11 protein-coding genes are annotated in these 11,763 nt (G+C 68.4%); 4 read left to right on the top strand and 7 right to left on the bottom strand.

The window, feature by feature from the left end; all coding sequences use genetic code 11:
• Window positions 1-3 precede the first annotated feature (3 nt).
• Entirely contained in the window at window positions 4-894 is an 891-nt protein-coding gene (locus tag ACZ54P_RS13610; RefSeq protein WP_465461835.1) for a TetR/AcrR family transcriptional regulator, read from the bottom strand.
• A 66-nt stretch (window positions 895-960) separates the two neighbouring features.
• On the opposite strand from ACZ54P_RS13610, the gene ACZ54P_RS13615 reads away from it, so the two are divergent.
• Window positions 961-2,760, top strand: coding sequence for a right-handed parallel beta-helix repeat-containing protein (locus ACZ54P_RS13615; RefSeq protein WP_465461836.1), 1,800 nt, complete (start codon window positions 961-963; stop codon window positions 2,758-2,760).
• A 354-nt stretch (window positions 2,761-3,114) separates the two neighbouring features.
• Here the strand turns inward: ACZ54P_RS13615 and ACZ54P_RS13620 are convergent, their stop codons facing one another.
• The 4 genes from ACZ54P_RS13620 to ACZ54P_RS13635 all read right to left on the bottom strand — a co-directional run bounded on the left by ACZ54P_RS13620 (window position 3,115) and on the right by ACZ54P_RS13635 (window position 7,962).
• Window positions 3,115-5,157, bottom strand: a complete 2,043-nt coding sequence (locus ACZ54P_RS13620; protein ID WP_465461837.1) for a M3 family metallopeptidase — start codon at window positions 5,155-5,157, stop codon at window positions 3,115-3,117.
• 103 nt (window positions 5,158-5,260) lie between these two features.
• Complete coding sequence (locus ACZ54P_RS13625) at window positions 5,261-5,971, bottom strand: histidine phosphatase family protein (RefSeq protein ID WP_465461838.1); 711 nt, start codon at window positions 5,969-5,971, stop codon at window positions 5,261-5,263.
• A 105-nt stretch (window positions 5,972-6,076) separates the two neighbouring features.
• The gene (locus tag ACZ54P_RS13630) at window positions 6,077-6,916 is read right to left on the bottom strand and encodes an undecaprenyl-diphosphate phosphatase (RefSeq protein WP_465461839.1); all 840 of its coding nucleotides are present in this window, start codon (window positions 6,914-6,916) and stop codon (window positions 6,077-6,079) included.
• On the bottom strand, window positions 6,916-7,962 hold the full coding sequence (locus tag ACZ54P_RS13635) for an LLM class F420-dependent oxidoreductase (protein WP_465461840.1): 1,047 nt from the start codon (window positions 7,960-7,962) through the stop codon (window positions 6,916-6,918). Before ACZ54P_RS13635 ends, ACZ54P_RS13630 begins: the two co-directional genes overlap by 1 nt.
• A gap of 137 nt (window positions 7,963-8,099) precedes the next feature.
• Here ACZ54P_RS13635 and ACZ54P_RS13640 point away from each other — a divergent pair, with 137 nt between their 5' ends.
• From ACZ54P_RS13640 to ACZ54P_RS13650, 3 genes are all read left to right on the top strand, one after another.
• Window positions 8,100-9,065, top strand: coding sequence for an aldo/keto reductase (locus ACZ54P_RS13640; RefSeq protein ID WP_465461841.1), 966 nt, complete (start codon window positions 8,100-8,102; stop codon window positions 9,063-9,065).
• Between the two features lie 113 nt (window positions 9,066-9,178).
• Window positions 9,179-10,192 (top strand): YncE family protein, encoded by a 1,014-nt coding sequence (locus ACZ54P_RS13645; protein ID WP_465461842.1) that lies wholly within the window; start codon window positions 9,179-9,181, stop codon window positions 10,190-10,192.
• Window positions 10,189-10,410, top strand: a complete 222-nt coding sequence (locus ACZ54P_RS13650; protein ID WP_037311913.1) for a DUF5703 family protein — start codon at window positions 10,189-10,191, stop codon at window positions 10,408-10,410. Before ACZ54P_RS13645 ends, ACZ54P_RS13650 begins: the two co-directional genes overlap by 4 nt.
• Here ACZ54P_RS13650 and ACZ54P_RS13655 read toward each other — a convergent pair.
• The gene (locus tag ACZ54P_RS13655; protein ID WP_465461843.1) at window positions 10,403-11,146 is read right to left on the bottom strand and encodes an SRPBCC family protein; all 744 of its coding nucleotides are present in this window, start codon (window positions 11,144-11,146) and stop codon (window positions 10,403-10,405) included. The genes ACZ54P_RS13650 and ACZ54P_RS13655 overlap by 8 nt on opposite strands.
• Window positions 11,147-11,743, bottom strand: a complete 597-nt coding sequence (locus ACZ54P_RS13660) for a winged helix-turn-helix domain-containing protein (RefSeq protein WP_465461844.1) — start codon at window positions 11,741-11,743, stop codon at window positions 11,147-11,149.
• Window positions 11,744-11,763: the final 20 nt, after the last annotated feature.

Here is an 11,763-nt window from a genome sequence, read left to right on the forward strand (position 1 = left end):
ATCTCAGGGCTGGGTGGCCCGACGTCGGCGGTAGGCGCGCTGCTGGCACGCCCTTGAGCAGTAGTCGCGCGGCCTGCCCCGGCCTCCCCCGTCCAGGACTTTGCCGCACATGACGCACTCCCCTCCCCCAGTTTTATCACGCATTACCTCACTCCCCTGGCTGTCGACGAGCATCTGCACGCCGTCCAGCGTGCGTTGCAGCCCGAACTCGAAGGGGTCGAGCGGCGCGTCCATTCCTCCGCTCCGCCACAACTTTTCCAAGGCAGGGTAGGCGTCGAGACGCTCGAACAGGGACTCGCGTTCGCTCCACCAGCGTTCGTGGGAGATACCCGTGCTCCGCTGGAGTTCCGCGGTCTCCCCCGCCTGCCGCGCGACGGACTCGACGAAGCCGCCCACCAGATTCACCACGGCGATCACCTGCGCGGGCGCCAAATCGCTGCGCGACGCGACGTCGAGGGCGTGGTCGTAGCCGGCCATGATGTTCGGCCCAGGAAGGCGGCGGGTCCCGGCGCTGTGGACCAGCCAGGGATGCCGTCGGTGCAGTTCCCACGCCCGCCGCGCCCAGCGTTCGAGACCGGCTCGCCAGCCGAGTCCGGCCGCGGACTCCAGTGGGAGTTCGCCGTACACGGCGTCGCGCATGAGTTCCACCAGTTCGGCCTTGCCGGGAACGTACCGGTAGAGCGACATCGTGGTGGTGCCGAACCGTTCCGCGACCTTGCGCATCGACAGCGCGTTGAGCCCTTCCTCGTCGGCGACCTCGATCGCCGCGGCGACGATCCTGCCGAGACTCAATCCTGGCCGATCCGGCCCAGGTGCACCCCAGAGCAGCTCGATCGCGCGCTCCGGGTCCGCCTGCGCGTCCTCTTCCGCCACCCTGTTCCCCTTGACGCTCATCGCTCTTGCGTGTTTAGCTGATAAACCTCAGTATATCCCATAAACAACACCTCGGAGCACTTCAACATGCCTGAAATCAGGTTCCACGTGTCCCCCGACGGCCGGGACGACTGGCCCGGTACCGCCGACCGACCTTTCGCCACACCGAAAGGAGTACAAGGCGCCGTCCGCTCCGTCACCGCCGAGATGACGGGGGACATCATCGTCACCTTCTCAGCAGGTGTCTACCACCTCGAAGAACCCCTTGCCTTCGACGACGCGCGATCCGACTCCGGCAAGAACGGCTTCCGCGTGCTCTACCAGGCCCACGGCTACGGAACGCCGGAGCAGGCAAAGGTCGAATTGAACGGCGGCCGGGTGATCACCGGCTGGTCAGCACGCGACGACGGCGTCTGGACCGCGCCGATCGAAGACCTCGAACCACGACGTCTTTCCGTCGACGGCCTCCCGGCGACGCGCGCGGCACGGGCCGGACTCCCCGGAAGTGTGACGAAAACTGGCGCTGGTTACGTCACGGACAGTCTGGAGCCGCAGTCCTGGCCGGATGCCTCTGGAGTGGAGTTCGTCTACCCCGGCGTCTACCCGTGGTCCGAGGCCCGCCTCGCGGTCGCTTCGATCACCGGCGACGACACCTCGACCACCATCACCATGGCTCAGCCCGCCTTCGGCCATGCCGGGTCCCTCTACGACTCGAAGTGGTACGGCGCCGGTGGAGACGGCACCTGGGACGGCCTCGCCGCGCCTTCCGTCCTCGAGAACAACGTGGCCTTCCTGACCGAGCCAGGTACCTTCGCCGTCGACCACACCGAGCCGGGCGCCCATGTCCTGCACTATCGCCCACGAACCGGGGAAGAGATCGGCAAGACGAGTGTCGTCGCCCCCGTACTCGAAACGCTCGTCAGCGGACAGGGTGTGCACGACATCGTGCTACGCGGCTTCACCTTCGCCGACGCGGGCTGGTCAGGACCCACTCGCACCGGTGGCTACCTGCACTATCACGGGAATGCCCGCTACGAACACGGCGAGTTCCAGAAGATCGATCTCGGCGCGGATGTCGGCTACGTCCACGTCCCGGCCACCCCGGTTCAGTTGCCCGCCAACGTCAGCTTCGCCTCGGCCAACCGGATCGTATTGGAGAACAACCACTTCACCCGCCTCGGTGCGGGCGGTCTGCTGATCGACGACTGTGCCGACGTCGAGGTCCACCGGAACGTCTTCGACGAGATCTCCGGAAGCGGGATCGCCGTCCACTCGAGCACCCGGGTGTCGATCGAGGACAACCTCGCCCACCGCACCGGCACCGAGTACCGCGGCTCGCCCGCCGTCCTCGTGGTCGAATCCGAGGAGACGACCGTGGCGCACAACGAGATCCGCGACGTCCCGCACAACGGCATCGTGGTCACCGGCGGCGAACGGGCCAGGGACACGCGGGTGATCGGAAACCTCGTCGAACGCAGCATGGGGAAGCTCATGGACGGCGGCGGGATCTACCTGTCCGCGCCACAGGGCTCTTCGTTCGCCAGTGGCGCGGTGGTCCGCGGCAACGTCATCCGGGACGTGCTCACCTCGTACAACTTCGGGCTCTACGCCGACTACGGCGCCGCGTGGATCACCGTGATCGGGAACATCGTCCACGGCGCCGACACCCCGATCGTGCTTCACGTGGGACCGCCGATGGAGAACGTCGCTTTCATCGGCAACTTCTGGGACGCCCTGCCCGACGGTTACGACAACGCACCCAAGACGGTGACCCTCGCCGGGAACACCGTGCTACCCAAGGAAACTTTCGAGGACGCACTCAACGCCGACCCGGCAGGCGCCGACATCCTCGAGCGAGTGGGACAACGCCACTGGCCCGCCGTATAGGTCGTTATACACTTCTTCTTGATTTCGCCGAGCCGGCGGATGCCTTCGTCGAGATCGACCAGATCGGCGGTGGCCGCGAAGCCCAGTCGCAGGATAGGGCCCGCCGGTTCCGTGGCGAAGAACCGCTCCCCTGCCCCGGCCACCGCCCTACCGCACTCTCGACGGCCGGGCAGCGGCGCGCACTCCGAATAGGCGGCTCGTGAGTGGCAATTCGGGTTCCAGCGAACCCTGTCTTAGGTACCTACTCGTGCCTGCGCCTTGCTGTCGTGAAGTACGTGATGGCCCCCTTCCTTGCGCTAGGCGCAAGGAAGGGGGCCATCACGCGCCGACCCGCTCGCGAACAGCAAGTGGTCGTCAGGCACCGGCGAGGCCGCGGCGCTTGAGCAGCGGCTCGATCTCCGGGTCACGGCCACGGAACGCGCGGAACGCTGCCATCGGGTCGACGCTGCCACCCCGCCCGAGCAGTTCACGGCGGAAGTGGTCGCCGTTCTCCCTGGTGAGCCCGCCGTTCTCGCGGAACCACTGGACGGTGTCCGCGTCGAGGACCTCGCTCCAGATGTAGGAGTAGTACCCGGCGCTGTAGCCACCGCTGAAGACGTGCGCGAAGTAGGTGGTGCGGTAGCGCGGCGGCACGGCCTCCAGCGCGACCCCGGCCTTGGTCAGCGCCTCGGCCTCGAACCGCTGGACGTCGTCGATGGTGTCGTCGGTGCCGAGCGCGTGCCACGCCTGGTCCAACAGGGACGCAGCGAGGTATTCGGTCGTGGAGAACCCTTCGCCGTATTGCTGCGAGGCCAGGAGCTTGTCGATCTGCTCCTGCGGCAGCGGTTCACCGGTCACGTGGTGCTTGGCGTAGTTGGCCAGCACCTCGGGCCACAGCATCCACATTTCGTTGACCTGCGAGGGGTACTCGACGAAGTCACGCGGGACGTTGGTGCCGGAGAACGTCGGGTACTCGACGTCGGAAAGCAGCGAGTGCAGGGCGTGCCCGAACTCGTGGAAGGCGGTGACGACCTCGTCGAAGGTCAGCAGGGTCGGCTCCCCCGCCGGCGGCTTGGCGACGTTGAGGACGTTCACCACGACCGTCTTGGTGCCCAACAGCTTCGTCTGGTCGACGAAGTTGTTCATCCAGGCGCCGCCGCGCTTGGAGTCGCGGGCGTAGTAATCCATCAGGAACAGGCCGAGTTCGGCGCCGTCGGCGTCGAAGACCTCGAAGATCCGGACCTCGGGGTGGTACTTCGGCAGGTCTTCGCGCTCGGTGAAGCTCAGGCCGTAGAGCTTGGACGCGGCGAAGAAGACGCCGTCGGTCAGTACTCGGTTCAGCTCGAAGTACGGGCGCAGCGCGGCGGTGTCGACATCGAACCGGTCCTTGCGGACGCGTTCGGCGTAGAACGCCCAGTCCCAAGGCCGCAGGATCGCGCCGGGGATGTCGGCTTCGAGGTAGCGCTGCAGCTCTTCGGCCTCCGCCTTGGCGTTGGCGACCGCGACCGGTGCGAGGCGTTCCAGCAGACCGACAGCGGCCTCGGCGGTCTTCGCCGTCTCGTCTTCGATGACGTACGAGGCGTGGTCGGGGAAACCGAGCACGGCGGCGCGTTCGGCGCGCAGCCGGGCCAGTTCGGCCACGAGCCGGTTGTTGTCGAACTCGTTGCCCCGATTGCCGCGCGACACCGACGCGGTGAAGATCCGCTCACGCAGCGCGCGGTCCTCCAGCGACGCCAGCGCCGCCTGTGCGGTCGGCAGGGTCAGCTTCAGGACGTATTTGCCCTCCTCGCCCGCGGTCTCGGCGGCGGTGGCGATGGCGTCGTCGGTGAGCCCGGCGAGTTCCTTGACGTCGTCGACGACCACGGCGAGTTCGTTGGTGTCCTTGAGCAGGTTTTGCTGGAACCGGGTCGACAGCGTCGAGAGCTGTTCGTTCAGCGCGCGCAGCCGCTTCTGGTCGGCTTCGGGAAGACCGGCCCCGGCGCGGCGGACGTCGGTGTGGTGCCGTTCCAGCAGGCGCAGCGACTCGGGGTCGAGACCGAGTTCAGCCCGACGCTCGAACAGGGTGTTGATCCGGGCGAACAGCGCCGGGTTCAGGTTGATGGCGTCGGCGTGCGCGGCCAGCCGCGGCGCCATCTCGGCCTGCACGCGCTGGATCTCGTCGTTCGCGTTGGACCCCGCGAGGTTGAAGAACACGCTGGAGACGCGGGACAACAGCCTGCCGGACTCCTCCAGCGCGACGATGGTGTTCTCGAAGGTCGGCGGCTCGGGCGAACCGGCGATTTCGTCGATCTCCGCGGTGTGCTCGGCGAGTCCGGCTTCGAAGGCGGGCAGGAAGTGCTCGTCGGCGATCCGGTCGAACGGAGGAAGGGCGTAGGGCAGCTCACTCGGCGCGGCGAACGGGTTGTCCTGCGAAATCATCGGTGTTGCTCCCGGGTCGTCGAATCTGCTGGTCTGGCCACCTTACGGGCAGCGAGGGGCCGGTGGATGCCGTCCGTGGCGGTGACGCCGACGTCGGCGATGGTCACGCTCCGGTGGTACCGCCCACCACCGCGTCGGAGCTCTGCTTTCCCTTGCGGCGCTTGGCTTTGGCCGGGGGTTCCGGTGGGGCGATCCCGGTGAGGTCGCCGCCGTTGTCGTTGACGCGCAACACGAACGGACGAGTCTCGGTGTAGCGGACGACCGAAACCGAACCGGGGTCGACCACGATCCGCTGGAAGGAATCGAGGTGCTGGCCGAGCGCGTCGGCGAGGATCGCCTTGATCACATCGCCATGGCTGCATAAGAGCCACACCGCGTTGTCCCCGTGTTTCGCGGTGATCCGGGCGTCGTGCGCGCGGACGGCCGCGACCGAGCGGGCCTGCATCTCGGCCAGTCCTTCGCCACCGGGGAAGACCGCGGCCGAGGGATGCGCCTGCACGACCTTCCACAGAGGTTCGGAAAACAGGTCCTTGAGCGCGCGGCCCGTCCATTCGCCGTAGTCCACTTCGGACAAACCGGGCTCTTTGACCTTGTCCAGGCCCCGTGCCTCGGCCAGCTTCGCGACCGTCTGACGGCAGCGGAGCATCGGCGACACCACCAGTTCGGCCAGCGGCACCGGCGCCAGCCGGTCGACCAGCGCGGCCGCCTGCGCCCGGCCGGTGTCGTCCAGGCCGACCTTGGGCGTGCGCCCGGCGAGGACGCCCGAACCGTTCGCCGTGGACTTGCCGTGGCGCAGAAGGATCACAGTACTCACGTGGCCCACCCTACGTGTCGCGCTTTGCCGGACCTTGCGTTTCGTCCTCTGAATGCGGTGGTTGCACGCGCAAGGACCGCATCCAGAGGACGAAACGCGTGGGGTTTACAGATGCGGACCGGCCCCCGGGTCGAGGACGCCGGTGAAGATCAGCACGAACAGCAGGACACCGAGCACGAGCCGGTAGATCACGAACGGCACGAAGCTCTTGGTCTTGATATAGGACATCAGCCACGCGATGACGGCGTAGCCGACGCCGAACGCGACCAGCGTCGCCAGGATCGTCGGACCCCATTGCGCCGGGGCGCCGTCCTTGCCGATGTCGGTGAGCTTGTACAGCCCCGAGCCGAACACCGCCGGCAGCGCCAGCAGGAACGAGTACTCCGCGGCTTCCGCGCGGGTGTAGCCGAGCAGCAGCCCGGCGCTGGTGGTGCCACCGGAGCGGGAGACACCCGGGATCAGCGCCAGCGCCTGCGCGAAGCCGAACCCGAGACCGTGCGGAACGGTCAGGTGGTCGAGGGTCCGCTCCTGCTTTCCGATGCGGTCGGCCACCAGGAGGATCAGGCCGAACACGATCAGCGTGGTCGCGGTGATCCGCAGGTCACGGAAGGTTTCGTCGATCGCGTCCTGCAGCAGCAGGCCCAGCACGACGATCGGCAGCGAGCCGACGATGATCAGCCAGCCCAGCTTGGCGTCGGGGTCCTGCCGCCAGTCTTTCTTGTAGATCGAGAAGAACCAGGCTCGGAGGATCTTCCCGATCTTGGCCGAGAAGTACAGGATGACCGCGAGTTCGGTGCCGATCTGGGTCACCGCGGTGAACGCCGCGCCCGGATCGTCCCAGCCCGCGAGCGCCGCGGTGATCCGCAGGTGCGCGCTCGAAGAGATCGGCAGGAACTCGGTCAGGCCCTGGACGAGGCCGAGGACCAGTGCTTCGAACCATCCCATCAGGCGACACCGGCCAGTTCGATCGCCTCGGCCGCGGTCTCGAGAGCACGTGCGGAGCTCTCCGGGTCCGGCATGGAGGGCGCGACGGTCAACGTCGTGACCCCCGCCCCGGCGAAGGCCTGCATCCGGTCCGCGATCCGTTCCTTCGGCCCCAGCAGCGACGTCGCGTCGATGAACTCGAGCGGGACGGCGGCCATGGCGCCCGCGTAGTCCTTGCCGAGGTACTTCTGCTGAACGTCGGCCGCTTCGCGCTCGAAGCCCATTCGGCAGGCGAGCTGGTTGTAGAAGTTCTTCTCCCGGCTGCCCATCCCGCCGATGTACAGCGCCGCGTACCCGCGGACCGCGTCGGCGCAGGCCTTCCAGTCGTCACCGACCACGAGCGGGACGGTGGGGACGACGTCGAAGCCGTCGAGGGAACGCCCGGCCTTGTCCGCACCCGCCTGGATCAGCTTGAGCTGCTCGCCGGCGTGCTCGGGCGAGAAGAACACCGGCAGCCAGCCGTTGGCGATCTCACCGGTCAGTTCGAGGTTCTTCGGCCCGATGGCGGCCAGGTACAGGGGAATTTCTTCACGCACCGGGTGCACGGTCAGCGTCAGCGCCTTGCCGGGCCCGCCGGGCAGCGGCAGCTGGAAGTGGTCGCCGTCGTACTTGACCCGCTCCCGGCCCAGCGCCTTGCGGACGATCTCGACGTATTCGCGTGTGCGGCCGAGTGGCGACGCGAACTTCACGCCGTGCCAGCCTTCGGAGACCTGCGGGCCGGAAACACCGAGGCCGAGGCGGAACCGGCCACCCGAAAGCGTGTCCAGGGTCGCGGCGGTCATCGCGGTCATCGCCGGCGTCCGCGCCGGGATCTGCAGCACCGCACTGCCGACGTCGATCCGTGAGGTCTGCGCCGCCACCCACGCCAGCACCGTCGGCGCGTCCGAACCGTAGGCCTCCGCGGCCCACACGACCGCGTAGTCCAGTTCGTCCGCCTTCTTCGCCAATGCCAGGTTGGCCGCGTCGTTGCCCGCGCCCCAATAGCCCAAATTCAGTCCGAGTCGCACGGCGTGAATGTATCCAGCCGGGTGCCACTCCTCCGTTCAGGGTGTTGACACCGCGGTGACCCGGCCGGTGGTACTCGATCACGACACGCTCACCTGCTCCGTGTCCCGCACTTGCCTTCCGGCTAGGCTCGCCCGTCGTGGAAAAGCGACAGCTCGGCCGGTCGGGACTGCGGGTCTCGCGGATGGCCCTCGGGACCATGACGTGGGGTGGCGACACCGACTCCGAGGAGGCGGCCAGCCAGCTGGTCGCGTTCGTCGACGCCGGGGGCACCCTGGTGGACACCGCCGACATCTACACCGAGGGCGAGAGCGAACGCGTTCTCGGCGCGCTGCTCGGCGATCTCGTGCCGCGGGACGACATCGTGCTCGCCACCAAGGCCGTCGCCCGCCGCACCGACGGCCCGTTCGGCGGCGGCGCGTCGCGCGGCGCACTGCTGAGCGCGCTCGAAGGCTCGCTGCGCCGCCTCGGCACCGACCACATCGATCTCTGGCAGCTGCACGCCTGGGACACCACAGTGCCGGTCGACGAGACCCTCGCCGCTCTCGAGTACGCCGTTTCCAGCGGCAAGGTCCGCTACGTCGGCGTCTCCAACTACTGCGGCTGGCAGCTGGCGACGGCCGCGGCGCGCAGTTCCGCCGTCGCCCCGCTGGTCTCGACACAGGTCGAGTACTCCCTGCTGGAGCGCGGGGTCGACCGCGAGGTGGTCCCGGCGGCCGAACACCACGGCATCGGGATCCTGCCCTGGGCGCCGCTCGGCCGGGGTGTGCTCACCGGCAAATACCGCACCGGCACACCCGCCGATTCGCGCGGCGCTTCGAGTGTTTACGCCGGCTATGTCGAACATCACCGGACCGACCGCGCGGCCAGGATCGTGCAGGCGGTCGCGACTGCCGCCGACGGCCTCGGCACCTCACCGCTGGCCGTCGCGCTGGCCTGGGTCCGTGACCGGCCGGGAGTGGTCGCACCCGTGGTCGGGGCCCGTGACACCGGTCAGCTGACCGGGTCGCTCACGGCCGAGGAGATCACGCTCCCGCCCGCCATCCGATCGGCGCTCGACGACGTCAGCGCGATCGACGTCGGATATCCGGAACGCGGCCTGTGAGCCGTCTCAGTGAGTGGTTTAGGTGACTGTTGAGTGACGCAGACGTGACGCGGTCGGGTTCCTGGGGGATGCTGGACAGGTCCGTTCGACAAGTAGCAGGTGGAGGCACCAACGTGGGTCGGCTGTCCGCCGTTTCCCGGATCGCGATCCCGCTCGTCGGCGCCCTGGTGCTCTCGTCGTGCGGTACGGACGACACTCCGAACGACACCCTGCAGATCGTGCAGAACCCGGTCGCGGCGACCGCGGCCGTCTCCCCCGCCGTGACGACCAAGCCGGCGGGCTCGGTGTTCGCCGCACCCGGGGTGAAGGCGCTGGTCACCGACGAGGCGAGCAAGACGCTGGTCGTGGCCGTCTCGGATCCGCCGTCGCTGCGCGTCTACGACCTCGCGGCCCTGGACGCCCCGAGGACGACCGTGGCCCTGCCCGGTCCGGCCGAGCGGCTCACCGTCTCGGCTTCGCAAGTGATCGCCAGCGTCCCGGACAAGAGCGTGCTGGCGAAGGTCTCCCTTCCCGGCGGCGCGCTCGAGACGATCCCCGTCACGGGGCAGCCGTCGGCCGGTCTCGCCGACGGCGACGCGACGCTGGTCGCGGTCCGTGACCGCAAGGTCCTCGAAGTGCTGTCCAAGAACGCGGGCCCCAAGACCATCACGGGCCAGATCTACAGCGCCGACGACGTGCTGAACACCGGTGACGGTGTGGTCGTGCTGGACAAGCTGCGCACCGCGCTGTTCTCCGTGGATCTCACCGAGGGCAAGATCGGCGAGGGCCTGCGCGCGGGCGACGGCGCGGCCAACGCGGTCACCGACGACTTCGGGCGCGTCTTCGTCACCGACGCGCGAGCGGGCGCGTTGCTGGCGTTCTCCACGACGCCGTTGCTGCTGCGCCAGCGTTTCCCCGTCCCCGGCGGGGCGTACGGCATCGCCTACGACCGCGCCCGAGGCCTCGTCTGGGTCACCCTCACCGGACGCAACGAGGTCGTCGGCTTCGACGTCCGCGGCGGCGAACCGATCGAGAAGCACCGGTTCCCCACCTTGCGGCAGCCAGATTCGGTCACCGTCGACGAGCAGAGCGGCCGCGTGGTCGTCGGCTCGGCCATCGGAGAAGGGATCCAGGTGATCACGCCATGACAGTTGTGGACGAGGCGGTGGTCGAAGGGGATTGGGAGTACCGGCGGCTGCAGTTGCCGCCCGGTGTTTCCCGGCGGGCGGCGGCGACGCAGCTGTCGATCCACGCCGAGTTCGCCGGCTGGGAGCTCTCGACCGTCCGGCTCTACTCCGATGGGACGCGAAGGGTGTGGTTGCGCCGCAAGCGCACCGCCAATCCCCTGCCCGGCCTGATCACCTGAACACGCGGGCGAGCCAGTCCGCCCAGATCTTGTCCGGCTTCGCGGGGTCGACATCGCCGAACAGGTGATGCATCGCGACCATCGCCCCTCCGAAGCCGCGTACGAACCGCAAGAACGCGTCCGCGGTCCGGATCCCGACGGTCTGCGCGTTCGCCAGGTAGACCTCGCCGTCCACAGTGGACATCGACCCGGTCGAAAGCCGGATCCGGTCCCCCGTCTCCGGCCGGCCTGCCAGGCCGAGTTCCCGGCCGAGGGTCAGCCACGCGCTGTCCCAGTCCTGGATCATCGGCCCGAACACCGTCACCGGCACGGCCTTCCGCCCGGCGAAGTTGGTGAGGTATTCGACCAGGGTGCGGAAGAAGAGCTCGCCACCGGCGGTCATCGCCTCGAACTCGTCTTCCCAGTCGTCGCCGGGAAGGAAGCCGCTGGTGACGGCCCTCAACACCGTACTGCCACCGGCGCGGCCTTCGATCAGGAACTCGTAGGCCACGAATCGTCCGTCAGGCGTCGGCTCCGTGCCATAGACGAGCCGCTCCAGCGGATCCCACGAGGTGATCGCGGAAGCGGGTTCGTAGTCGCCGAACGCGGTCTTCACGGTGCCGCCGACCCCGCCGTCGACCTCATTGCGCCCCATGAACCACGACGTGATCCCGGGTCCGGTCGCGATGGCGTCCCAGACCTGTTCCGGTGTCGCGTCGACTTCGGCGCGTTCGGTGATCTCGAATTCGTGCCCCACTCAGCGCTCCTCGGGCTCGGTTTTGACGCTCGGGTGGACGGCGACCACGATCCGGTGGTCGCGGCCCTGCTCGGCGCCTTCGTCGTGGTATTTGCTCACCAGGTTCGAGATCGCGACGGTCAACTCTTCGGCGAACGCGGCCCGGTCGGCCGCGGAGGAGAACCGCACCTCGCCGTCGATCGCGAAGGTCGCGACCCGTTTGCGCGCCTTGACCGAACCGGTGATCAGCAGGCCGACGTCGCGCACCAGCCTGCCCGCGACCGCGAGCAGCCAGCGTGCGGACAACCGGTCCGGCGACCGGGCCGGGTCGGGCTGCACCGCGGACAACGCGATCGGCGAGATCACATAGGACGACGCCGTCGCGCGCATCATGCGTTCGGTGACGTTGCCCTTGCGCCGCTCCTCGACGAGCTCGACCAGTCCGTGCCTCTCCAGCGCGCGCAGGTGGTAGTTCACCTTCTGTCTCGGCAGGTCGATCCGGCCGGCCAGCATCGTGGCCGAAGCCGGTTCGGCGAGTTCGGCGAGCAGCCGGGCCCGGACGGGATCCAGCGACACTTCGGCCGCTTCCGCGTCCTCGATCACCGCAACGGAGTACATGACAAGAAGGTGCCACCGAA

Source organism: Amycolatopsis sp. NPDC034160 (assembly GCF_055575355.1).

Excerpts from the sequence above, each read along its gene's own strand:
- ACZ54P_RS13610 (WP_465461835.1), bottom strand. The coding sequence starts at position 894 with ATGAGCGTCAAGGGGAACAGGGTGGCGGAAGAGGACGCGCAGGCGGAC.
- ACZ54P_RS13615 (WP_465461836.1), top strand. The coding sequence starts at position 961 with ATGCCTGAAATCAGGTTCCACGTGTCCCCCGACGGCCGGGACGACTGG.
- ACZ54P_RS13620 (WP_465461837.1), bottom strand. The coding sequence starts at position 5,157 with ATGATTTCGCAGGACAACCCGTTCGCCGCGCCGAGTGAGCTGCCCTAC.
- ACZ54P_RS13630 (WP_465461839.1), bottom strand. The coding sequence starts at position 6,916 with ATGGGATGGTTCGAAGCACTGGTCCTCGGCCTCGTCCAGGGCCTGACC.
- ACZ54P_RS13650 (WP_037311913.1), top strand. The coding sequence starts at position 10,189 with ATGACAGTTGTGGACGAGGCGGTGGTCGAAGGGGATTGGGAGTACCGG.
- ACZ54P_RS13660 (WP_465461844.1), bottom strand. The coding sequence starts at position 11,743 with ATGTACTCCGTTGCGGTGATCGAGGACGCGGAAGCGGCCGAAGTGTCG.